Here is a 25,149-nt window from a genome sequence, read left to right on the forward strand (position 1 = left end):
ACCCTATTGACATACGTCTATTAGCTTGAATTCAAGATTTTTCGGGTCGCGCTATCGTAGGGTTCATTCACCGGCTGTCGTGATGCTTCCGATCGCTGTCGCCTCAGAGCGTGAGAAGCCCGTCACCGGTAACAGGTGGGGTGTTGTGGAGGGGAAGGACACCAGCGGGGATGAGTTTTCTGACGTCACCACCCGAGATCAACTCGTCGTTGATGTATTCCGGCGCGGGTTCGGGACCGATGCTGGCCGCGTCGGCGGCCTGGGACGGGTTGGCCAGCGAGTTGAGTTCGGCGGCCCAGTCGTTCTCCTCGGTCACCGCCGGTTTGGCCGGCCAGGCGTGGCAGGGTCCCGCGTCGACGGCGATGCTGGAGACCGCTGCCCGGTACACGAACGTGCTCAGCTCGGCCTCCGCCCAAGCCCAGACCGCCGCCGCCCAGGCGCAGGCTGTGGCCGGTGAGTTCGAGGCGGCGCTGTCGGCCGTCGTACACCCCGAACTGGTGCTGACCAACCGCAACCAGTTGGTGCAGCTGGTCGTCTCCAACCTGTTCGGGCAGAACGCCCCGGCGATCGCGGCCACGGAGGCGGAGTACGAGGCGATGTGGGCCAAGGACGTCGCCGCGATGGTCGGCTACCACGGCGGCGTGTCCGCCGCCGCCGCGCAGCTGCCGAGTTGGCAGGCGGCGATGCAGGGCGCGTCGGCCCAGCTGAGCGGCGCGGTCGCCGCCAGCCCGGTCGGCTCGGCGCTCGGCTCGCTGACCTCGGCGGCCAACAGCGGCTCCGTCGGCGGGGCGCTCACCAGCGCCGAACAGAGCGTCAACGTGGCCGTCGGCCAGGTCCGCTCGGACATCATCGGGGCGATCAACACGCCCACCGAGATGCTGTTCGGGCGCCCGCTGATCGGTACGGGGGTTACCACCGGCGCCGCTGCCACCACCAATGCGAGCACCGGCGCGGTGATCAATTCCAACGGCAGCGCCACCGTTCCGCTGACGATCGTCGGCGGCACCGAGCCCATCGTGAACGCCTCCGTCGGCAGCGGCGGAAGCATCCCGCTGCTGGTCGACACCGGATCCACCGGCCTGGTGGTTCCCTACCAGGACGTCGGCGGACTCTTCGGTTTGTTCAGCAATGGCCTGCCCACCGGCTTCGGCATGGGTGGCTACAGCGGCGGGTTGGACTACCTGTACGCCACGTACAACATGCCGGTGAACTTCGGTGGCGGGGTCGTCACCAACTCCACTCCGGTCAACGTCGAACTGTTCGCCTTCCCGACGAGTCTGCAGGGCCTGCAGAACTACGGCTTCTCGTTCCAGAACTTCTTCGCCGGCGACGGCGCGCAGGGCATCCTCGGGGTCGGGCCGAACGCGGGCGGCCCCGGGCCGAGCATCCCGACCCAGCACTTCGCGAACTCGTCGTGGGACCAGGGTCTGCTCATCAACGAAACAGGCAGTACCCCGTCGTTGAGCTTCGGGACACCGGCGCAGTTGGGGTTGACCAACCCGGTGGCCACACTGCAGGGCTCGCCGGTCACCGACCTCAACGTCACGGTCGGCAACACCACCTACACCAACGTCCCGTCGATCGTCGACTCCGGCGGTGTGGAGGGGACCTTCCCGACCTCCGTCCTCGGCAATCCCGCACCCGGGACGTTGATCACGGTCTCGACGCCCGGGGGTACTCCGCTCTACTCATACGGCTATGAAGGCCCCACCCCGGGCATCACACCGCCCAACTCTTACTACCCGACACCCATTTCAAGCGGGCTGATGAACACCGGCTATGCGCCCTACTCGATCTTCCCGACCTACATCGACTACGGCGCCAACACCACCACCCTCTACTAGGCACGCGGGCCGGCTGTTGCCGCCCGGTTTCGCCCCGCGCGCCAGCCGGGCATCCACCACGTCATGGGGTGGGTTTCGCACCACGCCGTCCTCGCGGGCCCGCGCAGGCCACGCCTGCGTGGCTCGGGTAATCCGCGCCCCGGAGCGTCACGCCAGGCCATCAGTGCGCCGCAATCGCGTTGAGTTGTAACCGGATTCGTCTGATCAGCCCATCCTCGACGTCCATGTGGAGCACCACGGGATCCAAAGCGATGGTGCCGTGCGCGTACTGCAACATCGCTGGTATTTCCTGGACTCGGTCGACGAAGTCGTCGATGAAGGTGCGGTAGCGGCGACCGGGACGTCCAAGAGTTGCGCCAGATCGTCCAGCAGCGGCGCATATTCGCTGGAGACCGCCGAGGCCGCGACAGCGCTCCACCATGCCCAGGAATCGGTCGTGATAGTCCATCCGCCGGTTGACGGTGTGCACGATGCCCTCCGCGTCCGCGCTGCTCTCGTCGCCGGGCTCGCCGAACACCCCGGCGAACGCCGGGGTGAGCATGAAGTCCTCGACATGCTTGATCAGCACGATCATTTCGTCCATGCGATCGAGGACGAACCGGCCCACCTCCGCGCCGCCGGCCGCGCGCTCGCCGCTGGGAGCGGCGTAGCCGAGCTGATCGTCGCGCAGCCGCGACCGCTGTTTGTCGCGTCGCTGCACCGGCACCGACGCGAATGCCGCCCACGCCAACACGGCGGCTTCTCCGTCAGCAAGGCATCCAGATCCGCCTGCGTGTGGACGATGGTCGCGGTCTCGGGGTGGTCGGCGGCCCTGTCCAGCTCCGCCTTGACGTCGGGTTCGGGGTCGACCCATCTCATCATCTCGGCGCCCTCGACACCGTAGACACCCCGGGCGTCGCCGCGCTGGGCCCAACGGTTTTGCTGGTCGGCGCGGCGCGCGAGTTCCTCGTTCGCCCACGGTGACACCTCGCGGCGGTTGCCGCTCCTGGCCGTGAGGACCCGAACGGCGTGATACATCCCGACGCAGGCCGCCAGGGCTACCAGCCACCAAAAGACCGTCATGCCACCCTCCCGTCGACGACCGCTCGGATTCTCCCGCAGACCGAACGGTACGTCGTGGCACCGACAAGATCTGGCGTCGGCTGCCGACGTTGTGGGGCGCCTTCAGCCGCAATCGCCTTCGAGGATCGGCCACATCGTCGTCTGCTGCGCGCGCCAATAGTTGTACCGCCCGTCCCCGCGCTCGAGTCCCTCGGCGATCTGCTCGGGGGGAACACCCAAGTTGTAGGCGCCGCAGACCTCCTGAGTCGGGTCCGGGCCATCGTCGGCGCTTGCCGGACTTGCCAACACCACCATCGCCGGTGCCATGGCAGCGACGACGACAAGCGCCGCCAAGCGGCCCGCACGGTGCGACGTGTACCCCATACGCCGAACCGTACAGCGCTGGGATGCGCGAAGCCCGCATGTGGGCTGGGAGTTTTGCTGAAAGCCGCGCGACCGAACCGGTGCACCGTACCCAACGGAGCGGCCCACCGACGACATCGTCACAGCCCGAACAGATTCGGAACCACGCGACGCGGCGTCAGTGTTGCGATCTGCCCGATAATTGTTCGCCGGCGCCGTGCCGCCGCGGGGTTGTCGGACCGTCCGTGCACACTGCGAGTGTGGATGAAGAGGACGACGACGGCGCGACAGCCGTGGTGCCACCGTCGACGCAGGCCGCACCGGAACTGGCGTGGTCGCTCGACGACGGCGAGGCCATGCCCGTCGAGCGCCATTCCTGGCGCATGGCGTGGGCGCAGGCGGCGGTCTTCGCGGCGCTGGGCGCGTTGTGCGCGTTCGCGATCGGCGCCGTCGGGTGGGTCCTGGTGCGCGGGCACGAGGACTGGCGACAGTCGCCGCCGGTCGCCCACCGGCCGGGCGAAGTCACCGCGACGCCCGCCAGGAAAGCCCCCGCCGCACTGGCCGCCCCGGCGACCGTCACCGTCAGGGCCACCCCGCCCACGGTCACGGTCAAGGCCACCCCGCCGACCGTCACCGTCGAGCCGGCCCCCACGACCGTGACCGTCCCGGCCCCCGCGGGCCCCCTCGAGTCGCCGCGGTCGAGCCTCGCGCCGCAAGCGGCCGATCCCGTTGGCGATCAACGGTTCCTCGACCACATGCGGGCGCTGGGATACGTGATCGTGAATCGGCAGCTGCTCCTGGACAACGCGCACGAAGCGTGCCGCCTGCTCCGGCAGGGCGACTCGACCGATCAGGTGGACCAGGAGATGGCGGCGCGGATGGCCACGAGCACAAGCGACACCCTGCAGCTGGTTTCCAGCGCGATGCTGGCCTATCCGGACTGCTACTGATGCGGCGCCACGGATCAGCGGCCGCGCCACCGGGGTTTGCGCTTCTCGCGCCACGCTTGAATGCCTTCGGCCACATCCTCGGTCATCGCGGCCACCTTGCGCATGGTCTCGCCGAAGCGCACCGACTCGATCCAGCCCATGTCCGCGGTCCGCCACGCCACCTCCTTGGTGGCCCGCTGGGCCAGGGGAGCGGCCTCGGTGAGGGTGCGGGCCCACGCCCGCGCCTCGGCCTGCAGGTCGCCGGGTTCGACCAGCTTCCACACCAGCCCGACCTCCTTGGCCCGCTGCGCGCTCATCGGCTTGCCGGTCAACAGCAACTCCATGGCGTTGGCCCAGCCCACCCGTTGGGGAAGCCGGATGGCGCCGACGATCGTGGGCACCCCGAGCGCGACCTCGGGAAAGCAGAACGTGGCCTCGGTGCTGGCGATCACGAAGTCGCAGAACAGGATTCCGGTCAACCCGTAGCCGATACACGGCCCGTGCACCGCGGCGATCGTCGGCTTGAACAGCTCCATGCCGGACTCGAAGGAATTGATCGTCGGCTTCTCCCAGAACGTGCCGCCGAAGGTGCCGACCGAACCCTCGCCGTCTTTGAGGTCACCGCCGGCGCAGAAGACATCGCCGGTGGCCGTCAGGATTCCCACCCAGGCGTCCAGGTCGTCGCGGAACCGATCCCAGGCCGCGTTGATGTCCTGGCGCATGGCCCCGTTGATCGCGTTGCGCGCCTCGGGACGGTTCAGGGTGAGGGTGGCGACATGGTCGTCCAGTGCATAGGTCACCAGGCTCATAGCTGCACCCTAGTGGCGCCGAGCATGGGCCTCAGTTCGTGCGGTCGGCCCAGCCCGGCGGAAGCTCGCCGGGCGCGGTGTCGATCACCGACTCGTCGTCGACGCCGAGGTGTTCGAACAGGGTGATGCGGGCGAATTCGGGCACCACATAGATCGGGTAGGTGGGCCCCTCGTCGCGGTACGCGCGCATCCGGTCGAGGTGGTCGTTCTGGAAACACACCGTGCGCTCGCCGCGCTCCCGAATCCATTGCGGGAAGAAGATCACGCCGTGCAGGCGCCGCTTGCCGGGCATGACGTTGACCGCCACGCAGGTCCCATTCGGCTCGGTCCACGAGATCTTGAAGCTGTCCTCGTCGAGCTGTACCAGATCGACCTGCTGGCCCTTGACCCACCGCCCACCGACATGGCCGGAATGGATGCGGTAGTCGATGGTGTGATCGTTCTTCACGTACATCTCATAGCGCCAACCGTTGGCGTAGGTGTAGACGAACCGGTGCCCGACGATCCCGGACAGGTCCTGCGGCGGAATCGGGTTGTCAACAGTGGTCATGTTGCGACCGTCTCATGACCCGGCCCGCCCGACGCCGCCTACCCTGGCTCGGGTGGCCGAACCGACCGTCAAGGAGCTGCGCGAACGCCTCGACGGCCTGACCATCCGCGACGCCGCACGCCTGGGCCGGCGCCTGAAGAACCTTCGCGGCGCCAAGCCCGGCGCGCTGCGGCAGCTGGCCGACCTGGTCGGTGCGGCCGAAGCGCTCGTCGCCAACCGGCACGCCGCGGTGCCGACGATCACCTACCCCGACCTGCCGATCAGCGAGCGGCGCGGGCACATCGCCGAGGCCATCCGGTCACACCAGGTGGTCGTCGTCGCCGGGGAGACCGGGTCGGGCAAGACCACGCAGCTGCCCAAGATCTGCCTGGAACTCGGCCGCGGTGTCCGCGGCACCATCGGCCACACCCAGCCGCGCCGGCTGGCCGCCCGCACCGTCGCCCAGCGCATCGCCGACGAGTTGGGCAGCCCGCTCGGCGACGCCGTCGGCTACGCCGTCCGGTTCACCGACCAGGTCAGCGACCGCACGCTGGTCAAGCTGATGACCGACGGCATCCTGCTCGCCGAGATTCAGCGCGACCGCCGCCTGCTGCGCTACGACACGCTGATCCTCGACGAGGCCCACGAGCGCAGCCTCAACATCGACTTCCTGCTGGGCTACCTGCGTGAGCTGCTGCCGCGCCGCCCGGACCTCAAGCTGCTCGTCACCTCGGCGACCATCGAGCCGCAACGCTTCTCGGCGCACTTCGGTGGCGCGCCGATCGTCGAGGTGTCGGGGCGCACCTACCCGGTGGAGATCCGGTACCGCCCGCTGGAGGTGCCCGTCACGTCCGGCGCCGAGGACGATCCCGACGATCCCGACCACGAGATCGTGCGCACCGAGACCCGCGACGAGATCGAGGCCATCGTCGACGCCATCGGTGAGCTCGAGGCCGAGCCGTCCGGCGATGTCCTGGTATTCCTGTCCGGTGAACGCGAAATCCGCGACACCGCTGAAGCTTTGGGCGGTTTGAAACACACCGAGGTGCTACCGCTGTACGCCCGGCTGCCGACGGCCGAGCAGCAGAAGGTGTTCGCGCCGCATTCCGGGCGCCGCGTCGTGCTGGCGACCAATGTCGCCGAGACGTCGCTGACCGTGCCGGGTATCCGCTACGTCGTCGACCCGGGCAACGCCCGCATCTCCCGCTACAGCCGCCGCCTCAAGGTGCAGCGGCTGCCCATCGAACCGATCTCGCAGGCCTCGGCCGCGCAGCGGGCCGGCCGGTGCGGCCGAGTCGCGCCGGGCGTGTGCATCCGCCTCTATTCCGAGCAGGACTTCACGGCCCGCCCGCGCTACACCGACCCCGAGATCCTGCGCACCAACCTGGCCGCGGTGCTGTTGCAGATGGCGGCGCTGCAGCTCGGGGCCCCACCCAGCTACGTGGAGAACTTCCCGTTCCTCGACCCGCCGGACCGGCGCAGCGTGCGCGACGGCGTGCAACTGCTGGCCGAACTCGGCGCCTTCGACACCCACGGCGCGATCACCGACCTCGGCCGGCGCCTGGCGCGGCTGCCCGTCGACCCGCGGCTGGGCCGGATGATCCTGGCAGCCGAAACCGAGGCCTGCGTGCGCGAGGTCTTGGTGTTGGCGGCGGCGCTGACGATCCCCGACCCACGGGAGCGCCCCGCCGACCGCGAGGACGCCGCCCGCCAGAAGCACGCCCGCTTCGCCGACGAGCACTCGGACTTCGTGAGCTACCTCAACCTGTGGCGCTACCTGCGTGAGCAGCGAAAGACGCTGTCCGGTAATGCGTTCCGCCGTATGTGCCGCCAGGAATTCCTGCACTACCTGCGCATCCGCGAGTGGCAGGACCTCGTCGGGCAGCTGCGCAGCATCGCCCGCGACCTCGGAATCATGGAATCCGATGAGCCGGCCGATCCGGCGCGCGTGCACGCGGCGCTGCTGGCCGGGTTGCTGTCGCACGTGGGCATGCGCCGCGAGGACTCCCGCGAATACCTGGGCGCGCGCAACTCGCGGTTCGTCCTGGCGCCCGGCTCGGTGCTGACCAAGCGGCCGCCTCGGTGGGTTGTGGTGGCCGAGCTGGTGGAGACCAGTCGCCTCTACGGGCGGACCGCCGCGCGGGTCCAGCCGGAAATCGTCGAGCGGGTCGCGGGTGATCTGGTGCAGCGCACCTACAGCGAACCGCACTGGGACGCCGAGCGCGGCGAGGTGCTGGCCTTCGAGCGGGTGACGCTGTACGGCCTGCCGCTGGCGGCGCGCCGCCGCGTCGGGTACGCCCGGGTGGAGCCGGCGGTGGCACGGGAGCTGTTCATCCGCCACGCGCTGGTGGAAGGCGACTGGCAAACCCGCCACCATTTCTTCCGCGACAACGCGCGGCTGCGAAGCGAACTCGAGGAGCTCGAGGAGCGGGCCCGTCGCCGGGACCTGCTGGTCGGTGACGACGAGGTCTACGCGTTCTACGACGCGCGCGTCCCCGCGGAGGTCGTCTCGGCGCGGCATTTCGACGCGTGGTGGAAGAAGCAGCGGCACAGCACACCCGGCCTGCTGACGTTGACCCGCGACGACCTGCTGCGCACCGACGCTTTCGATGCAGAGCGGCCTGACACCTGGCGGGCGGGTGACGTCGCGCTGCCGTTGACCTACCGGTTCGAGCTCGGCGCCGCCGACGACGGCGTCACGGTCCACGTCCCGCTCGACGTGCTCACCCGCCTGGGCGGCGAAGAGTTCGCCTGGCAGGTGCCGGCGCTGCGCGAGGAGCTGGTGACCGCACTCATCCGCGGGCTGCCAAAGGATCTGCGCCGCAACTTCGTTCCCGCTCCCGACGCCGCACGCGCGGTGCTGGCCGGCATCGATCCGGCCGGGGAGCCGCTGCTGCCGGCGTTGCAGCGCGAATTGCGCCGCCGCAGCGGCGTTCTGGTGCCCCTCGACGCTTTCGACCTCGACAAGCTGCCGCCGCATCTGCGGGTGACGTTCGCCGTCGAGTCGCCGGACGGCACCGAGGTCGCCCGCGGCAAGGACCTGCAGGCGCTGCAGGAGGGGCTGCATGCCGTGGCGCGGCACGCCGTCGCCGACGCGGTCGCCGGCGGCCTCGAGCGGAACGGCTTGCGCGCCTGGCCGGACGACCTGGAGCAACTGCCGCGCGTCGTGGAGCGCACGGTGGGCGGGCGCGCGGTGCAGGGCTTCCCGGCCTTCGTCGACGCCGGCTCCTCGGTCGACGTGAGCGTGTTCGCAACGCCGGCCGAGCAGGACCGGGCGATGGGACCCGGCATCCGGAGGCTGTTGCGGCTGAGCGCGCCGTCGCCGGCCAAAACGGTTGAGCGCCAGCTGGGTCCGCGCACCCGCTTGGCGCTGGGGACGAATCCGGACGGGTCGCTGTCCGCGCTGCTCGACGACTGCGCCGACGCCGCGGTGGATGTGCTGGTGCCCGGGCCGGTGTGGACGCTCGCGGAGTTCGCCGCGCTGCGCGAGCGGGTGGCGCGGGCGTTGCCCGCGACGACCGCCGACGTCGTGGGCCGCGCCGAGAGCGTGCTGGCCGCCGCCCAGGAGGTGCGATTGGCGCTGCCCGCCCGGCCCACACCGCCGCAGGCCGACGCGATCGCCGACGTCCGCGCCCAGCTCGCCCGGCTGCTGCCGCCCGGGTTCGTCACCGCGACCGGGTACGCGCACCTCGCCGACCTGACCCGCTACCTGACGGCCATCGGCCGGCGCCTCGACCGGCTGCCCTACGCGCCCGAGGCCGATCGGGAGCGGATGGCCCGGGTCCACGCCGTGCAGGTTGCCTACGACGAACTGCTGGGCGCGCTGCCGCCGGCCCGACAGGCGGCCGCCGACGTCCGCGACATCGCCCGCGGGATCGAGGAGCTGCGGGTGAGCCTGTGGGCCCAGCAGCTCGGCACGCCGCGACCGGTCAGCGAACAGCGGATCTACCGCGCGATCGACGCCGCACGCGACCTCCGCTGACCTGCCCGGCTGCGAACATGGCGCGGCGGTGGAAATATCGCGGGAGTGACCAAGAAACCGCAGACGATCTCCTACCCGGCACCAGAGTCTCGCCCGCGCCGCCACGACCATCAGCCGCTCAAACCCCATGTCATCGTCCTGTTCGGGGCCACGGGCGATTTGGCCAAGCGCAAGCTGATCCCCGGTCTGGCCTACCTCGACCAGTCCGAGCTCGCCCCCGACATCCAAGTCGTCGCGACATCGCTCGAGGAACTCAGCGACGACGAGTTCCGCGAGATTGCCAAGACCGCGATCGACGCGTTCGGCATCCACAAGCTGACGCCCGAGCAGTGGTCCAACTTCGCGAAGATCGTCACCTACGTGCCGCAGAGCGCCGGACCCGAGGCGCTGGCGGCCGCGGTCGCCGAGGCCGAGAACAACCTGGGGCCCAAGGTGCGGCGGCTGCATTACCTGTCGGTCCCGCCCAACGCGGCGCGCGCAGTCATCAACATGCTGCGTGACGCCGACCTCGTCGAGCGATCCCGCGTGGTGATGGAGAAGCCCTTCGGCACCGATCTGCCCAGCGCGGTCGCCCTCAACGACTTCTTGCACGAGACGTTCGAGGAATCCCAGATTTTCCGGATCGACCACTTCCTGGGCAAGGAGGCGGCCCAGAACATCCTGGCGTTCCGCTTGGCCAACGGCCTGTTCGAGCCGATCTGGAACCGCAACTTCATCGACCACATCCAGATCGACATCCCCGAGGCGCTGGGCCTGGATGACAGGGCGAACTTCTACGAGAGCACCGGCGCCTACAAGGACATGGTGGTGACCCACCTGTTCCAGGTGATGGCGTTCGTGGTGATGGAGCCGCCGACGGCGCTCGAGCCGTACGCCATCAGCGAGGAGAAGAACAAGGTGTTCCGCTCCATGCTGCCCATCGAGACGTCGGACGTGGTGCGCGGCCAGTACAGCGGCTACCGCCAAGAGCCCGGGGTGGCCAAGGATTCCGACACCGAGACGTTCATCGCGCTCAAGGTCGGCATCGACAACTGGCGCTGGGCCGGCGTGCCGATCTATCTGCGTACCGGCAAGAAGATGGCCGAGGGAATCCGGATCATCTCGATCGCGTTCAGGGAGGCGCCGCGCACCATGTTCCCGCCGGGCTCGGGGGTGGGCACCCAGGGACCCGACCACCTCACCTTCGACCTCGCCGACAACTCCAAGGTGTCGCTGTCGTTCTACGGCAAACGGCCCGGCCCCGGCATGAAGCTGGACAAGATGTCGATGCAGTTCTCCTCGCAGGAGATCGAGACGGTGGTCGACGTGCTGGAGGCCTATGAGCGGCTCATCCTCGACGCGATGCGCGGCGATCACACGCTCTTCACCACCGCTGAGGGCATCGAATCCCTTTGGGAGCGTTCGGAAGAACTACTCAACGATCCGCCGGCGGCCAAAATGTACCAGCCGGGCACCTGGGGCCCCAACGCCATTCACCAGTTGATCGCGCCCAATGCTTGGCGGTTGCCGTTCGAGCGGGAATGGCGCGAAACGCGTTCTTAGCCGGGTCACTTTTTCCCACCGGTAGCCGCGGTTTCCCGGGCGGGCGCCCGCGGCGTCGCTCCCGATTCGCCTCAGTCGTCGACGACGGCAAGGCCCCGCCGCTCGAGGTCGGCCAGGCCGTCGCGCATGGCCTGGAGCTGTTGGGAGGAATGCCCGACCCAGTCCGTGATCTCGCCGATGATTCGCACCGCCTCTCGGGTGCGGTAGGAGCGAGTCGGATTCCCGGGCAGTTTCTTGTCCGTCACGTTCGGGTCGTCTTCCAGTGCGCCTTGCGGTTCCACGATGTAGATGCGGCCGCGACCGTCACCTCGCGCCAATTCGGCTCCCCACACTGCGGCGTCGAGTGTCCGCGTGACATAGACGTGGTTGGCGACGCGTCCTGCGCCGTAGTTCGACCGACGCCCGGGCACCAGGCAATCGCCCACCGAGAGGTCGGCCTTGGTGCCGTGCAGGAGTGCGCCGGACTCGTGCACTTCGAAAGGAACCGGCGCGCCCGCCACGACCACCCCCGTCTGCCGCAGTTGCCTGGACGCACAATTGTGCGACGACCCCCGGGGCTTGCCGCAAGCCCCCGGTGCCCGCCCGCGGGCCTCAGTTCAATTCGGCGCTGAGATAGCTGATGGCGCCGCGGAATTCCTGCAGGACCTCGTTATCGGGAACGACGAAGCCGTACTTCTCGTACACCTGATCGGTGGGGTGGACGGTGACCCGCCAGCCGGTCGACCCCAGGTGGTCGGCCGCCGGACGGCGTTCCCCGAGCCACACCAGTTCGGCGACGTCGATGTCGAGTCCGTGCTTGCGCCAGGTGCTGCGCATCGCCCGCGCACGCTCGTCGGTGAACACGCTCATGTCGGTGATGTTCTCCGTGGCCAGCCGGCTGCCGGGCGCGCTGAGCGCGGTGATGTTGTCCAGGAGCCGGTCCTGAGCCTCCGGGGGCAGGTAGGGCAGCAGACCCTCGGCGATCCAGGCAGTGGGCGCCGCGGCGTCGAAGCCGTTGTCGCGCAGCGCGGTCGGCCAGTCATCGCGCAGGTCGACGCTGACGGTGCGCCGCTCGGCGGTCGGTTGCGCGCCCAGCGCGGCGAGCGTGTCGGTCTTGAAGGCGATGACCTCGGGCTGGTCGACCTCGAAGACCACCGTGCCCGCCGGCCAGGCCAACCGGTAGGCCCGCGCGTCCAACCCGGCCGCCAGAATGACGGCCTGGCGTATCCCCGCGGCGGCCGCATCGTGGAAGAAGTCGTCGAAGAACCTGGTCCGAACCGTCATCTGCTCGCGCCGCTGCTGCAATGTCATGGGCGCATCGTCGTTGTCGACGGGGAGTTGCCCGTCCAGCATCCGGATGAAGAACGGGTGCCCGACCGCGCGCACCAGCGGCTCGGCGAACCGGTCGTCGAGCAGGGGATCGGGCTCCCGCGATGCGAGCGCTCGTGAGGCCGCCACCATCGTGGCGGTCGCCCCGACGCTGGACGCCAGGTCCCAGCTGTCGCCCTCGGTGCGTGCCGAGCCAAAGGATGACATCGGTTTCTCCCTCCCGGCGTGACGCCGCCACCAGTTACCTCATCGAGGTCGAAGCGTACTTTCTCCTATGCTGCGCTCAGCATGCACCCGCCGCAGACGAGAGCAGCCCGGCACTCGACGACAGGAAGCGAACCAGTCCATGGCACCGACACCGCGCCCGCGCCGATCCGCCCTCTACCTGCCCGGCAACAACGCCCGCGCGCTCGAGAAGGGCAAGACGCTACCCGCCGACGTGCTCATCTTCGACCTGGAGGACGCGGTAGGCCCGGACGCCAAAGCCGACGCACGAACGACGGTGTGCGAGGCGGTCGCGTCGGAAAGCTACCGGCCCCGCGAGGTCGTGGTGCGCATCAACGGGCTGGGCACCGACTGGCACGACGACGATCTGGCGGCGGTGGCCGGTTCGCCCGCCCGCGGGGTGCTCGTGCCGAAGGTGGAGGCGGGCGAGCAGGTCCGGGCGCTGGCCGCCACGCTCGAGCGGCTCGGCGCGCCGGAGTCGTTGCAGTTGTGGGTGATGATCGAGACGCCCCGGTCGTTCCTCAAGGCCGAGGAGATCGCCTCGGCCAGTGAGCGATTGGCGGCGCTGGTGGTCGGCACCAACGACCTCGTCAACGATCTGCACGCACTGCACGTCCCCGGGCGCGCACCGGTCGTGCCGGCGCTGGCGTTGTCGGTGCTGGGGGCCAGGGCCGCCGGGAAGGTGGTGCTGGACGGTGTGTTCAACGACATCACCGACGAGGAAGGCTTCCGGGCCGAGGCCCGTCAGGGCCGCGAAATGGGTTTCGACGGCAAGACCTTGATTCATCCCTCCCAGATCGGGCCGGCCAATGATCTGTTCGGCCCGTCGCCGGGGGAGTTGGCCGATGCCCGTAAGGTCGTCGCGGCCTACGAGCAGGCGCAGGCGGCGGGCAGCAGCGTGATCACCGTCGACGGCCGCATGATCGAGAGTTTGCACGTGCGCAACGCCGAGCGGATTCTTGCTCTCGCCCAACGCATCTCGGAGATGGAATCCGCCTCCTGAGTCACGGCCGCACGTCGTCGCCCGCGCCCGCGGCGGCGCACTCACCGGCCACCCGCTCCAGGCCGTCCGCACCGCGCGCCACCAGCACCAGCCGCCAGCCCCGCGCCGCGTACCGCAGGGCGACCTGGTGGCCGATGCCGCTGGATGCGCCGGTGATGAGCACGGCTTTGACAGGGGCGGTCGTATCCATATGTCGCATTCGTCTTCCCCGAGGCTCCGGGAATGACTACCCACCGCGCCGATCGGGTAATCGGAGCGGCATCGTCAGCGCGGTTGTACCGTCGAAGAGGTGGCGGTGCTGAGTCAGCTGGGTGCGGTGCGGGAATCGCTGGGCGCCAGCTTGTTCGCCATGGTTGCCGGCCCCGATGGCCCGGCCCAACGGACGCGGATCCATGAGACGCCGGGGCCGCGGTGGTTCGACGAGGACCGCCCCATCCGCAGGGTGAACGCCGACGCGTCAATGTTCGTCGGGGGGCTGCGCGCGTTGCTGCTGCAGTCGTTGCACCCGCTGGCCATGGCCGGCGTGGCCCAGCACTCGAACTACCGGGGCGATCCGTGGGGCCGACTGCAGCGCACGAGCACCTTCTTGGCCGTCACGACGTTCGGGACGGCGGCCGACGCGCAGCGCGCCGTCGATCGGGTGCGGGGGATTCACCGCCGGGTGCATGGGGTGGCGGCCGACGGGACGCCGTATTCCGCCACGGATCCGCACCTTTTGGAGTGGGTTCACATCACCGAGGTGGACAGCTTCCTGCTGGCGCACGAGCTGTACGGCGCCGCCCCGCTGGACCGCAGCGGTCGCGACGCCTATGTGGCGGACATGGCGGATGTGGCAACCCGACTCGGGGTGGTCGATCCGCCGCGCACCGAGGATGAGCTGGCTGAGCGTATCGCGGCATACCGTCCGGAGCTGCGCGGCACGTCGGCGGCACGCGACGCCGCCCGGTATCTGTTGCTGACGCCGCCGCTGCCGCTGGCGGCCAGGGCGCCCTACGCGGTGCTGGCGGCGACGTCGGTGGGGATGCTTCCGGCGTGGGCGCGCACACCGCTGCTGTTGCCGTACTTCCCGCCGATCGAGCGCATCCTGGGCCGCACCGCCGGGCGCGCGCTGGTCGGCGGCATCCGGTGGGCCATGACGGGCTGACGGCACACCGCTGACGGTAGCGTTATGCGCCGTGAACGACTTCGTCGTCGTCAAGGTCAAACCCGGCAGCAGCAAGGGCCCCCTCGTCGAGACCGGCCCCCACGGCGAGCTGACGATCTACGTCCGGGAGCGCGCCGTCGACGGCAAGGCCAACGACGCCGTCATCCGGTTGCTGGCCACCCACCTGCGCCTGCCCCCGAGCCGAGTCGAACTGGTGTCCGGAAAGAGTTCGCGGCTCAAGCGATTCCGCGTGCACCGAGCGGCTTCGCCGACGGATGGGACCCGGACGTAGTTACATCTCCGCAGCAACATCCGTCGAAAGGAACCATCGTGGGCCAACTCAGCGGCAAAACGGCCGTCGTCACGGGCGGAACGTCCGGCATCGGGCTGGCGACGGCGCACGCCATGGCCGCCGAAGGCGCGCATGTTTTTGTGACCGGCCGCAGCCAGCAGGGGATCGACGACGCGACCGGCACGCTCGGCGCGTCGGCGACCGGGATACGCGGCGACGTCACCAAGCAGGACGATCTGGACGCCCTTCGCGACGCGGTCGGCGCGCGCGGCGAGCGCCTCGATGTGCTGTTCGCCAACGCCGGCGGCGGCGAGTTCGCGGCGCTGGGCGAGGTCACCGCACAGCACCTGAGCGACACGTTCGACCGCAATGTCGCCGGCACCGTGTTCACGGTGCAGACGCTGCTGACGCTGCTGACGCCGGGAGCGTCGGTCATTCTGGCGAGTTCGACCACGGGCCTATAACGGGACGCCGGCGTTCGGCGCCTACGCGGCATCCAAGGCCGCCATCCGTTCCTTCGGCCGCACCTGGGCGGCCGAACTCGTCGACCGCAACATCCGCGTCAACACGAACGTGCCCGGCCCCGTCGAAACGCCTGGCCTCACGGAGCTGATACCGGCCGAGCAGAAACAGGGCCTACTGGATGCCCAAGCGGCCCTGGTAACGATGAGGCGGGTGGGCCGGCCCGAGGAGATCGCGGCAGCGGTGGTGTTTCTCGCCTCGGATGCCAGCAGCTTCGTGACGGGCGGGGAGCTGTTCGTCGACCGACGGTGGCGCCGGACAGTTGTAGCGCGCTCGGCGCGTCACAGCCGGGCCACGGCGGTGAGCTTGTGGCGCAAGGCTACTCGTCGCGCCGCGGACCGCACGTCCACGGCAAGATCGTGATCACACTCTGACCCCGCCCGGAAAGGGCAGTGTCGCGCGTTTCACGCTCGCAGGTTACGCGGTCGACTCGGCGGAACGGGCCAAATCTGCTGTGGCCGAACGCAATTGGTCAGCGGAATTCAGCGGTGCCGGGAAGCCGGCGCGGGTGTAGGCCACCCCGCGTGGCGTGTGCACCCGCAGGTCCAGGCCGTAGCGGTCGACGCCGGTGCACACGGCCGTCTCGGTGTCGGGGTAGCCGCCGAAAGCCCGGGCCATCGCGGCCAGGGCGGCGGCGTGGTCGGCGTTGAGATGCGCGAGCGCCCGGGCCGCCGCCGGTGCGACCGGATCCGGCGAAGCGGCGGCGTACTGTTCGCCGGTGGCCGAGTCCATCCGGCCGTAGCCACCGACCCAGCGCACCCGCCGCACTGCGAGCACCCAGAGGGTGAAGTCGCTGAAGTCGAGGTAGAAACGAGCGGCCGGCACCGCTTCCAGGTACGCGGCGCGGGCCGCCTCCCGTTCGGCGTCGGGGGGACGGGCGACCACCCCCGCCAGGGTGATTCGGCTGCCGGCCAGTGGGTCGGCGTCGTTGCTCACCGCCACGATCGACAGGCTCGCCCTCGGGTCGGCGGCCAGGTTGCGGCCGTGCTCGGCCAGGTTCGACACGCACAGCACCGGCATCCCGCCCAGCAGCCCGTAGGCCACCAACGACGCCCACGGGTCACCGTCGGCGGTCAAGCTGGCCAGCGTGGCCGTGTTGGTGGCGGCGGCGATGGTGCGGGCCTCTTCCGCCGCGGAGCGACGGGCGGGGTTGGTCGGCGGCAGCAGGGGAGGGGGCGCGGAGGGCGCATCCCCGGGGTCGCCGTGATCACGAGTGGCCACGAGAGGGGAGGCTAGCAGCGCACGACCTCAGCTCGAGGCGCTGAGGATCTTGATCGCGAAGACGAGCGTGTCGCCCGGCCGGATCCCGGCGCTGGGCTGACCGTTGGGGTAGCCGTCCGCGGAGGTCATGGCGACGGCGACCGTGGACCCGACCTTTTGTCCCGCGATGGCCTTCTGGAAGCCCGGAACGACTCCGCCGAGCGGGAAGTCGACCGGGGCGCCGCGTTCGTAGCTGTTGTCGAACACCGATCCGTCACGCCCGTCGACGCCCATGTAGCAGACGGAAACCCTGGCCGTGGCAGGGACCACCGGTCCGCTGCCGGCGCGCAGGGTGTGCACCTGGGTCTGCGCGACGCTGAACGGTGTCGTCACCTTCACGAGCGGAGCCGTCGTGTCCGTGGATCCGGTGACCGCGACGCTGCCGGTGTTCCCGGCCAGGGTCCACTCGGGTGCTGCCGCGTTGGCCGGCGCTGCGGTCGGGCACGAGCCGGCGGCGGCCGCCTCGCCCGGTCCCACCAGCGCCAGCGCGGTCGCACCGGCCGCGAGGATGACGGAGGAGTACACCCGAGAAGACTTCACCGCCGACACGCTACAGCCACCCGATGCGTCCCTGACCGCCGCGTCCCGCATCCGTACGCGTGTCGGGACGCTTTATGCGTTTGGCGGCATAAAGGCCGGCGTCGGCGGCGGCATGCAGCGCTGCGATGTCGGCGGTCTCGCCACTGTGCGATGCGGTGCCGACGCTCGTGTCCGGGGTGTGCAGGCGGACGCCGGCGACGAACTGCTCGGCCATGGTCGGCGTCGCGCGGTCGACGATGCAGAAGGCGAACTCGTCGCCACCGAACCGGGCCAGGACGGCACTGCGGGGAGCCAACTCTCGCCAGCGCGCCGCGCAGCGGATCAGGTACTCATCACCGGCGAGATGTCCGTCGGTGTCGTTGATCTGTTTGAAGTTGTCGATGTCGACGGCGATCACGGTGACGGTGGCCGCCCTCGACCGGGACCGCGCCAGCAGATCGGCGGTGCCGATCTCCCAGCCGGCCCGGTTGAGCAGTCCCGTCAGTGGGTCGGTGCACGCCGCGGCCACCAGGGTTCGCGTCACCAGCCCGAAGGACTCCGCGGCCCCGACGATGGCGATCACGAAAATGACGTAGTCCAGGTACAAGCCGGCCGCGTGACTCAGCGCAAGGGCGAGGACACACGCGCCGGTGAGCACACCGACCAGCAACGCACCGCGCCGCGGCGAGTAGAAGGCGCGCAGGTACATCGCCAGGAACATCGGCGCGATGAGGCAGGCGAACTCGGCGACCATGACATGGTGGAACGCCATCACGGCGGGGGTGGCCCCGATCGCCACGGCCGTCGCCGGCGCGGGTTTGTCGGGCCGGACCGCCAGCCACGCCAGCGCCGCGAGGCCGAGGACGATCGCCGCGATGCCGCCGGCCGGATTTGTCCGGGGCAGGCCGGGATGGATGAGAATCAGATTGCCGAACACCACGCCGTAGGTGTACAGAAATGTGGTGGTTCCCAAATAGATCCGCAACAGCCGAATCTGGTGTTCGCCGTAAAAGCCGTTACCGGCGTCGGCGCGCAACCGCAATCGATTTCGGCGAGCTCCCCGACGGCCGGGGAAGTCCAGACCCATGTCGCCAACTCTCCTGTTCACCTGCTGCGATACCCGACGCTGCGCCAATTGTTCACTGTATGGTGTCGAGCGCGCGCAGCAACTGTCTTTCCCGGCGCCGAAATGCCGTCGGGAAAGGCGACAGGCGAATACGTCGTCTGATGCAGCGCAACCAACTGCATTCGCCGGCATCGTTGTTCAATCCGCGGCCGTGGGCCTGCCTCAAAACGCCCGATGTCCGGGGGGAATGGCATCCTCGCCGAGCCGCACCCGCCGCACCCGGGATCGCAGATCCGGGTGATTGAGCAGCGCGTCCACCAGCGCAACCGGTCCGCCGACACAGGTCCAGTCGTCGTCCCACAGGGTCGAGAACAGCCAGGACCGGTCCGCGGGAAACATCACGTCGGGAACGAGGTAGGGGCGGCCGAGAGTGGCGCCCGTGCGACGCCAGCCCGCGGCTTCCTCGGGGCCGGCCTGCACCAACACGTACGGCCAGTTCGCGTACATGTTCACCGGCGGCGCGTCGGGAAAGACGATGTCGCTGCCGCCGCGTTCGAGATATCCCAGCCACCATCGCTGATCCGGCGACTGACTTCTGAGGACCGCTATGACGGCCCGGTCATGCTGTGGCTGCAGTGCGGCGTCGTCGGGCAGCACGACGGTTGCGTAGTCGTCGAAGACGGGCGGGATTCCCGAGGTGATCGTCAAGCCGACCGACGTCCCCGTGTTGATCCACGCGACTTCCGACGCTCTACCGAGTCGCCAGCTGCGACCGTCTCGGACGACTTCCTCCATGGCTCAAGCATGAAGCAGCCGCGGTGGTGGACGCCGCCAAACCTCTAAGGCAATAATGAGAAATATGTGGTCATAGTAAGAGTTCGCTGATCTGTTGCGGCACAACGGGGGCGGGAGAGTGCGATGGAATCGTTCGACGTCGTGGTGGTCGGGGCGCGATGCGCCGGCTCGCCACTGGCCACGATGCTCGCCCGCCGCGGACTGAGGGTCTGCGTCGTCGATCGGGCCCGTTTTCCTTCCGAAACGCCGTCGACGCACATGATTCAGCGGTGCGGCGTGGACGTCCTCGCCGAGCTCGGCGTGTTGGACACCGTGACGAGCGCGGGCGCTGCCCCGCTGCACGGCGCCACGCTGGCCAGCGACGACGTCCGGATGCATGCCATCGTCGACGGCGCGGCCGACCGTCCCGTGCTGTGCGTGCGGCGACTGACGCTGGACGTGCTGCTGGTCGAGGCCGCCGGCGCCGCGGGAGCCGAGGTGCGCATCGGCACGCGGGTCAACGGGCTGCTGCGCGACGGGAACCGCGTGACCGGCGTGCGCACCGACAACGGCACCATCCGTGCGCGGCTGGTCGTCGGCGCCGACGGGCGACACTCGACGGTGGCCGGGGCCGTCGGCGCGCAGGAGTACGACGTGACCCCGCCCGGCCGCATGGTGGCGTGGGGCTACTTCGAAGGCGTCGATCGGGACGGCCTGGCCCGGTTCGGGCGGATGAAAGACATGGGCTACCTCGCCGGACCCACCGACGGTGAGTTGTACATGGCAGCCATCGCGCCGGATCAATGGCGAGTCAACGAGTTTCAGTCCGACCGCGATACCTTCTTCACCAACGCCATCCGGGACTGGCCCGAGCTGGCCGACCTCATGGCCGGCGCCAAGCGGGTCGGGCCGCTGCGGGCGTTCACCAAATGGCACGGCTACTTGCGCGAATCCGCCGGCCCCGGGTGGGTCCTCGTCGGCGATGCCGGACACTTCAAAGACTTCTCACCCGGCCAGGGCATTTCCGACGCGTTGCGCCAGGCACGACAACTGGCGCGCAGCATCGAAGACGGCCTGGCGGGCGACGGACTCGATGATGCGATGCAACGGTGGTGGCACTGGCGTGACCGCGATGCCTACGAAATGTACTGGTACGCAGCCCGCATGGGCGCCCCCGGCCCGGCCACGCCGTGGGTGAACGCTCTGTTTCGCGAGATCAGCGCCAACCCCGCCGCCACCCGCGCGTTCCTTCAGGTCCTGAACCACGACATACCGCCCTCGAAGCTTTATACGCCCGCCCTGGCGCTGCGGGCCACCACCCGCGCCATCCGGGCGCACCCCAGACATGCGCCGGCGACCATCAAGGAATTCATTTCCGCTGCAAGACAAGGCATTCAACAAGCCCGCGGAAAAAAGCGGTTAGCCCATCGCGCCATAACCATGAACCGGGAAGCCGGACGAGCTGCGGTCAGCCGTTGAGAGGCCAGTCGACGGTGAAACGATGTCGCAGCACGAGTTCGGTGAGGACGTCGGCGCGTTCGACGAGACGCCACGCCCGCATCCGGAACTGGTGGTGGGCGAAGAAGGCATAATTCGTGGACTGCTGCGGGGTGGTCCTTGAGCGGTAGACGATCGCTGCGAGATCGGGCCACCACCCCCTGGAGGCGTCGGCGAGACGATGGCAGGTGTCCCAGATTACGTCTTGCTGTCCGGTGCTGATCTGGTCGTCGATGTCGAGGGCGTCAAGGTTGCGTTCGGTGCGCAGATCGAGCACCCGCATAGGGCTGCGGGTGACCATCTCGATCAGGTAATGCTCGGCGTGATCAGCGGGGACAACCAGACCTGTGGCGCGGTAACGCTCACGGAAGGCGCCGACAAGCTCCGCGCCGGCGTATCGAGTGCGGAAGGCGCCGGACTGCGAATCGAAGCGATGACGCGGCTGCGGAAAGCCGTGCCACTTCCACTCGTTGGGGCGGTCGGCTTCGACTCGCCACATCTTGGTGTTGCGCTTGGCCGTTCTGCTTTGCAGTCCCGTCGGCCGTGCCGACGGCATAGGACGACGATAGCCGGGGGAGAGGTCAGGCACCGAGCGCGGTGAGGGCTCGCCATGCCGCCGCAGCGGTGGTCGGGTTGTCGAGAGCATCAGCGATCGAGATGCCGCCCAGTTCCTCGTGCTGCAGGCGCATGATGCGGTCTGCGGCGATCGCGTCGTCGGTGTATCGCGCCAACAGCTCGAGAATCCGTGGTAAGTCGGCGCGGAGCCGCCCACCGTCGAACTGCCACGCCGGGAACCAGGTCCTGTTGCCGACCGGGGCGCCGACCAGCCGCTTTCGGGTCCGTAGCCGGTGCACTGCCTGCGGCGAGGCATACCCGAGCTGCGCCTGCACCTCAGCGGTAGATAGAGCGCCGCCCACGAAATCCGTGACGAGCACAGCGCGGCGTTGCTCGTTGAGGGCGTGCGCAGCGGAACGCTCCAGGGATCCGTGCGGGCCGGTCGGCGCGTCCCGCAGGGCGTCGAGCACCCGCACGAATCGGGCGTCGCGGCGGGCCCGGGCTTCGATGTCGCGAACAAGGGGGGTGACAGCGGCGGTCATGAGGCAAGTCTATCCCACCCGCTCCCGATTGAAACAATCGAAACACATCTCGAGGTCCAGTACGTGGCGCTCTCGTTGCCGGCGCGATCACTTTCCGACCCGACCAGTGATCGGCAGGCTTGCCGAGCAACACCACGATTTCGTAATATTCGAAATCGTGAAGTCCGAAACCGTACCGCAGGCGCAATCGGCGCTGCTCACCTTTCAACGAGCGGCGCACGCCCTCTTGCACCTGATCGCCACCGAACTCGTCGACCTTGACCTGACCGCCTCCGAGATCAACGCCCTGGCCAACCTCGCCGATGGGCGGGGCAGAACCGTTTCCGAGTTGGGGTCCGCGGTCGGCACCCGCCCTACCACGTTGACCAGCGTGCTCGACCGACTGGAGCGACGCGGCCACATCACTCGCGGCACACTCGCCGGCGACCGCCGATCCGTGCTCATCGAACTCACCGACTCGGGGCGCGCTGCAGCCGCCGTCATCACCCAGGCCCTGACCGAGATTGAGAATCGTGCGTTACAGGACCTGCCCACCGAAGCAGTCACCGGGTTCCGCGCAGTCATGGATGCGCTCATCAAGGAAGGGTCATGACCGTGCCCAGCCCCGGCGTGCACTCAGCTTGGGCGGCACATCCCCACGGACTGCTCAAGAAGCTGATCGACGCCGCCAAGCGGCTCATCGTCATGCGCGCTGTGGCGGCCATGCAAGACACGCAGGAGTCATCACCGTTCGCTGAGCTGATGGCTGAGGTAATGGCCACTGCTGATAGTTTCGGACATCGCGAGCACGTCCACCTGACTTGGCTCGCAGTCCGACGCTACGACACCACGGCGGCGGTGGAACTGGTCAGCGACGGCATCCAACGTACCGCCCGCTACGCGAAGATCCCCTGGAAGTACAACGCCACGGTCAGCCGAGCCTGGGTCGAATTGGTGGGCCACTACGCGCGGCAGTCTGGCATCGGGGATTTCGACGCCTTCGTCGACGAGCGCCCCGAGTTGCTCGGCAAGAAGCTGCTCACCCGCTTCTACCGGTCCTCGACACTCGCCAGTCCTGCGGCCAGGACCGGATGGGGCGAGCCTGATATCGCCCCCATGCCCCAGTCACGGGCAGACAACGAATGAGATTCACCTGAACTCGTCCACTCCGTCCGCGCCACTTAGGGGCCACACTGAACCATGTATCGGCCGGCCAAAAGCGAACCTGTGGACGGGATAGCCAGAACGCCGGCCCGATCGGGGACGCGAAGTCGTTCAGCCGCCTTGACGGGGCTAAGGTTTCATGACGGTTTCAGTTGAGCAAAGATACTGCAGCTCACCCGCGGCTCGAGGGCCGAGATCACCCGTCTGGCCTTAGCGTTGGTTGCCATGGCCGGACTGAACGATTACGTGAAGCGCTGGCGCACAGTGCTTCACGCAATAGTGTCGGCATGCATGGTTGCCATCCTCGGACTCGCCGTCGCCCCCGTAGCGCATGCTGCTGCGCCCACGGCGCGGTTGTCGGTGACATCGACGTGGCAGACCGGATTCATCGCCCGCTTCACCATCGTCAATCCCACTCCGGCGCCGCTCACCGATTGGAAGCTTGAATTCGACCTGCCGGCAGGAGAATCCGTCTCGCATACGTGGAATAGCAGCATCGCCCAATATGGCACGCACTTTGTGCTCACCCCCGCGAACTGGAATCGCATCATTGCGCCCGGTGGTTCAGCCACGGGCGGCCTGAGAGGCGTGCTGACCGGTACCTACTCACCACCGCAGAATTGCATGCTCAACCGGCAGTATCTGTGCTCCTAAAGACGACTTGACTGATGGAGGTTCCACTGGCCGCAATCGGGGGCTAGGACGTCGTTGACGTCGACCTCGAATCCGCCGACCCGCGGGCCGGGATTGGACGCCGTGCTCACGATGCGTTGGTAGAGAACAGCGGCGGGGTAGACCTGATTGCCGGACCAGGCTCGAGTTTGCCAGGCCCACCGGCGGCCAGGTGTTCTCGAAGACCCGATGACGCCATCGGCCGCGGCCCACTGGCACACTTTGATGCCTCCGTAGACCCCGGTGCGTTGAACCCCCAGAACCGTGTTGATCCCTCGAAACCACTGCAGCGCAATGCGATTCCAGGTGTCGCGGTTGATGTCCTCGTCGATGGTGAAGAAAATTGGCGCACCCTGGGCGCCACCCGCTGCGGTGTGCAGCTGCCAGGCGGTGCGCGCGTCCGCGATGCCGCCGGCGTAGCCCCGCCTGAAGTCCGACGGTGCCGTCCCACCCGGCTTGCCGTACTGGTAGTTACTCACGATCACCAAGCCCGCGGCCGTCAGTGACTCGGCGTAGGACCGCGTGATCGGCTTGGCGCCAAACGACGACCCAGGACGGGACAGCGAGACGTAGTTGATTACCCCGCTATAGCCGGCAGCTCGGATGGCCTGCGCTGGAATCTGGCGCGCGGCGAAGTCGATCAGCTGGGGAGCCGAGGCGGCCGCCGTGGGCATGCCGCAGCCGACCGATGCGGCACCCAGACCGGCCAACGCAGTGGCGTAGCGCAGAGCGTCGCGCCGGGAAAGCGTACCCAGTCGCCCGTGGCTGGCCGCCGGGGGCAAATTGTGCATCGCGCGATGTTAACGATGTGACTGCTGTTAACGATAGGCCTGGGCGGCCCGAAACTCGGTAGCGTTTGCAAATGGATACCCGGCGGTTATGGCCTCGAAAGCTCACGCGGGCAACGACTGACAGATGGCACTCGGCCGCCCTCATCCATCAGGAGACTTTCACCGACGCATCGGAATGCCTCGACGCTGCGCCCGAGCGCCAAGGCGTCGATTCTGCGGTGCGGCCCAACCGATGGGAGGTGCCGCGACCCTGAGCGGACGCCAGCTCGCGTCCCGTCAACCGCCGCCGGTCACAGCGTCCAGTAGGCGTGTCACAAAGTCGTCGTCGATCGGTTCTTTGGAGAACCAGCGGCGAAAGAACAGCGGACCCACCAAACTGGCGACGATTTCGCCGGCAGACCGGTGCGATGTTAGTTCGCCCCGTTTTTGAGCACGTTCGACCACCGCGACGAGGGGAGACATCAACTCTGCGTGTTGCGCGGCGTGAACCTTGGCCACGTCAGGGTCCCGTTCGGCGGCGTCAATGATCGACGACAGGCCGGAGTCTGGGATCTCACGCGGACCGCCCAGCTTTGAACAGGCATCCAGAAGCAGCGCGCTGCGCGACTGCCAGTGCCGGTAGATCGTCGTCTTGGCGACGCCGGAACGTCGCGAAATCTCCTCGACGCTTACGCCGCCGATCCCGCCTTCAGTCACCAGGCGATACGCCTCCGTGAGCACGGCGCCCACAGGACGCTCTACGCGCTTGTCGGTGCCGAGAATGGACCCGGGGGAATTACCGGGGTCAAGACTCCTCG

General features: G+C 68.6%; 26 protein-coding genes and 1 pseudogene. 12 read left to right on the forward strand and 15 right to left on the reverse strand.

The features are described from left to right. Nucleotides 1-170: 170 nt before the first annotated feature. Nucleotides 171-1,844, forward strand: a complete 1,674-nt coding sequence (locus ACJ512_RS15740) for a PecA family PE domain-processing aspartic protease (protein WP_407687583.1) — start codon at nt 171-173, stop codon at nt 1,842-1,844. A 160-nt stretch (nt 1,845-2,004) separates the two neighbouring features. On the opposite strand, the gene ACJ512_RS15745 is transcribed toward ACJ512_RS15740, so the two are convergent. Both ACJ512_RS15745 and ACJ512_RS15750 read right to left on the reverse strand, forming a co-directional pair. After that, complete coding sequence (locus ACJ512_RS15745; RefSeq protein ID WP_407687582.1) at nt 2,005-2,577, reverse strand: hypothetical protein; 573 nt, start codon at nt 2,575-2,577, stop codon at nt 2,005-2,007. A gap of 431 nt (nt 2,578-3,008) precedes the next feature. Next, nucleotides 3,009-3,269 carry a hypothetical protein gene (locus tag ACJ512_RS15750; RefSeq protein ID WP_407687581.1) on the reverse strand — a complete coding sequence of 87 codons (261 nt, stop codon included), beginning with the start codon at nt 3,267-3,269 and terminating at the stop codon, nt 3,009-3,011. A gap of 239 nt (nt 3,270-3,508) precedes the next feature. On the opposite strand from ACJ512_RS15750, the gene ACJ512_RS15755 reads away from it, so the two are divergent. Then, complete coding sequence (locus tag ACJ512_RS15755; RefSeq protein WP_407687580.1) at nt 3,509-4,198, forward strand: DUF732 domain-containing protein; 690 nt, start codon at nt 3,509-3,511, stop codon at nt 4,196-4,198. 14 nt (nt 4,199-4,212) lie between these two features. Here the strand turns inward: ACJ512_RS15755 and ACJ512_RS15760 are convergent, their stop codons facing one another. Both ACJ512_RS15760 and ACJ512_RS15765 read right to left on the reverse strand, forming a co-directional pair. Then, nucleotides 4,213-4,986: an enoyl-CoA hydratase/isomerase family protein gene (locus tag ACJ512_RS15760; protein WP_407687579.1), complete on the reverse strand. Its 774-nt coding sequence runs from the start codon at nt 4,984-4,986 to the stop codon at nt 4,213-4,215. A gap of 31 nt (nt 4,987-5,017) precedes the next feature. Further along, on the reverse strand, nt 5,018-5,536 hold the full coding sequence (locus ACJ512_RS15765) for a phenolic acid decarboxylase (protein WP_407687578.1): 519 nt from the start codon (nt 5,534-5,536) through the stop codon (nt 5,018-5,020). Between the two features lie 43 nt (nt 5,537-5,579). Between ACJ512_RS15765 and hrpA the strand changes: the two genes are divergently transcribed. After that, nucleotides 5,580-9,497, forward strand: a complete 3,918-nt coding sequence (gene hrpA / locus ACJ512_RS15770; protein ID WP_407687588.1) for an ATP-dependent RNA helicase HrpA — start codon at nt 5,580-5,582, stop codon at nt 9,495-9,497. 45 nt (nt 9,498-9,542) lie between these two features. Further along, a complete protein-coding gene (gene zwf / locus ACJ512_RS15775) occupies nt 9,543-11,039 on the forward strand; it encodes a glucose-6-phosphate dehydrogenase (RefSeq protein ID WP_407687577.1) in 1,497 nt (498 codons plus the stop codon). 71 nt (nt 11,040-11,110) lie between these two features. Here the strand turns inward: zwf and arr are convergent, their stop codons facing one another. Together arr and ACJ512_RS15785 are read right to left on the reverse strand one after the other, a co-directional pair. Beyond that, on the reverse strand, nt 11,111-11,539 hold the full coding sequence (gene arr / locus ACJ512_RS15780; protein ID WP_407687576.1) for an NAD(+)--rifampin ADP-ribosyltransferase: 429 nt from the start codon (nt 11,537-11,539) through the stop codon (nt 11,111-11,113). Between the two features lie 91 nt (nt 11,540-11,630). Further along, nucleotides 11,631-12,554, reverse strand: a complete 924-nt coding sequence (locus ACJ512_RS15785) for a class I SAM-dependent methyltransferase (RefSeq protein WP_407687575.1) — start codon at nt 12,552-12,554, stop codon at nt 11,631-11,633. Nucleotides 12,555-12,693: 139 nt separating this feature from the next. Between ACJ512_RS15785 and ACJ512_RS15790 the strand changes: the two genes are divergently transcribed. Beyond that, nucleotides 12,694-13,575, forward strand: coding sequence for an HpcH/HpaI aldolase/citrate lyase family protein (locus ACJ512_RS15790; protein WP_407687574.1), 882 nt, complete (start codon nt 12,694-12,696; stop codon nt 13,573-13,575). Between the two features lies 1 nt (nt 13,576). Here ACJ512_RS15790 and ACJ512_RS15795 read toward each other — a convergent pair whose 3' ends face one another. Continuing rightward, a complete protein-coding gene (locus ACJ512_RS15795) occupies nt 13,577-13,765 on the reverse strand; it encodes an SDR family NAD(P)-dependent oxidoreductase (RefSeq protein ID WP_407687573.1) in 189 nt (62 codons plus the stop codon). 159 nt (nt 13,766-13,924) lie between these two features. Between ACJ512_RS15795 and ACJ512_RS15800 the strand changes: the two genes are divergently transcribed. From ACJ512_RS15800 to ACJ512_RS15810, 3 genes and pseudogenes are all read left to right on the forward strand, one after another. Continuing rightward, nucleotides 13,925-14,719, forward strand: a complete 795-nt coding sequence (locus ACJ512_RS15800; RefSeq protein WP_407687587.1) for an oxygenase MpaB family protein — start codon at nt 13,925-13,927, stop codon at nt 14,717-14,719. 31 nt (nt 14,720-14,750) lie between these two features. Then, complete coding sequence (locus tag ACJ512_RS15805; RefSeq protein ID WP_407687572.1) at nt 14,751-15,011, forward strand: DUF167 domain-containing protein; 261 nt, start codon at nt 14,751-14,753, stop codon at nt 15,009-15,011. Between the two features lie 38 nt (nt 15,012-15,049). Next, nucleotides 15,050-15,776, forward strand: a pseudogene (locus ACJ512_RS15810) (SDR family oxidoreductase); the annotation flags it as partial. Between the two features lie 174 nt (nt 15,777-15,950). On the opposite strand, the gene ACJ512_RS15815 reads toward ACJ512_RS15810, so the two are convergent. The 4 genes from ACJ512_RS15815 to ACJ512_RS15830 all read right to left on the reverse strand — a co-directional run bounded on the left by ACJ512_RS15815 (nt 15,951) and on the right by ACJ512_RS15830 (nt 19,173). Then, nucleotides 15,951-16,754: a HugZ family pyridoxamine 5'-phosphate oxidase gene (locus ACJ512_RS15815; RefSeq protein WP_407687571.1), complete on the reverse strand. Its 804-nt coding sequence runs from the start codon at nt 16,752-16,754 to the stop codon at nt 15,951-15,953. Nucleotides 16,755-16,781: 27 nt separating this feature from the next. Next, nucleotides 16,782-17,342: an FKBP-type peptidyl-prolyl cis-trans isomerase gene (locus ACJ512_RS15820; protein WP_407687570.1), complete on the reverse strand. Its 561-nt coding sequence runs from the start codon at nt 17,340-17,342 to the stop codon at nt 16,782-16,784. Nucleotide 17,343: 1 nt separating this feature from the next. Then, nucleotides 17,344-18,354, reverse strand: coding sequence for a GGDEF domain-containing protein (locus ACJ512_RS15825; RefSeq protein WP_407687586.1), 1,011 nt, complete (start codon nt 18,352-18,354; stop codon nt 17,344-17,346). Between the two features lie 246 nt (nt 18,355-18,600). Then, complete coding sequence (locus ACJ512_RS15830; protein WP_407687569.1) at nt 18,601-19,173, reverse strand: hypothetical protein; 573 nt, start codon at nt 19,171-19,173, stop codon at nt 18,601-18,603. A gap of 123 nt (nt 19,174-19,296) precedes the next feature. On the opposite strand from ACJ512_RS15830, the gene ACJ512_RS15835 reads away from it, so the two are divergent. Further along, entirely contained in the window at nt 19,297-20,631 is a 1,335-nt protein-coding gene (locus ACJ512_RS15835; protein WP_407687568.1) for an FAD-dependent oxidoreductase, read from the forward strand. On the opposite strand, the gene ACJ512_RS15840 is transcribed toward ACJ512_RS15835, so the two are convergent. Continuing rightward, nucleotides 20,621-21,205: an RES family NAD+ phosphorylase gene (locus ACJ512_RS15840; protein ID WP_407687567.1), complete on the reverse strand. Its 585-nt coding sequence runs from the start codon at nt 21,203-21,205 to the stop codon at nt 20,621-20,623. The genes ACJ512_RS15835 and ACJ512_RS15840 overlap by 11 nt on opposite strands. Nucleotides 21,206-21,230: 25 nt before the next feature. Continuing rightward, nucleotides 21,231-21,746 (reverse strand): hypothetical protein, encoded by a 516-nt coding sequence (locus ACJ512_RS15845; RefSeq protein ID WP_407687566.1) that lies wholly within the window; start codon nt 21,744-21,746, stop codon nt 21,231-21,233. Between the two features lie 106 nt (nt 21,747-21,852). On the opposite strand from ACJ512_RS15845, the gene ACJ512_RS15850 reads away from it, so the two are divergent. From ACJ512_RS15850 to ACJ512_RS15860, 3 genes are all read left to right on the forward strand, one after another. Then, nucleotides 21,853-22,338, forward strand: a complete 486-nt coding sequence (locus ACJ512_RS15850; protein WP_407687565.1) for a MarR family winged helix-turn-helix transcriptional regulator — start codon at nt 21,853-21,855, stop codon at nt 22,336-22,338. After that, nucleotides 22,335-22,871, forward strand: coding sequence for a hypothetical protein (locus ACJ512_RS15855; RefSeq protein WP_407687564.1), 537 nt, complete (start codon nt 22,335-22,337; stop codon nt 22,869-22,871). Before ACJ512_RS15850 ends, ACJ512_RS15855 begins: the two co-directional genes overlap by 4 nt. A gap of 243 nt (nt 22,872-23,114) precedes the next feature. After that, nucleotides 23,115-23,543 carry a cellulose-binding domain-containing protein gene (locus tag ACJ512_RS15860; RefSeq protein ID WP_407687563.1) on the forward strand — a complete coding sequence of 143 codons (429 nt, stop codon included), beginning with the start codon at nt 23,115-23,117 and terminating at the stop codon, nt 23,541-23,543. Here ACJ512_RS15860 and ACJ512_RS15865 read toward each other — a convergent pair. Beyond that, nucleotides 23,540-24,352 (reverse strand): DUF1906 domain-containing protein, encoded by an 813-nt coding sequence (locus ACJ512_RS15865; RefSeq protein ID WP_407687562.1) that lies wholly within the window; start codon nt 24,350-24,352, stop codon nt 23,540-23,542. The two genes, ACJ512_RS15860 and ACJ512_RS15865, sit on opposite strands and share 4 nt — an antisense overlap. Before the next feature lie 276 nt (nt 24,353-24,628). Then, nucleotides 24,629-25,081 (reverse strand): TetR/AcrR family transcriptional regulator, encoded by a 453-nt coding sequence (locus ACJ512_RS15870; RefSeq protein ID WP_407687561.1) that lies wholly within the window; start codon nt 25,079-25,081, stop codon nt 24,629-24,631. Between the last annotated feature and the right edge of the window lie 68 nt (nt 25,082-25,149).

The organism is Mycobacterium cajalii (assembly GCF_045809005.2).
GTDB lineage: Bacteria > Actinomycetota > Actinomycetes > Mycobacteriales > Mycobacteriaceae > Mycobacterium.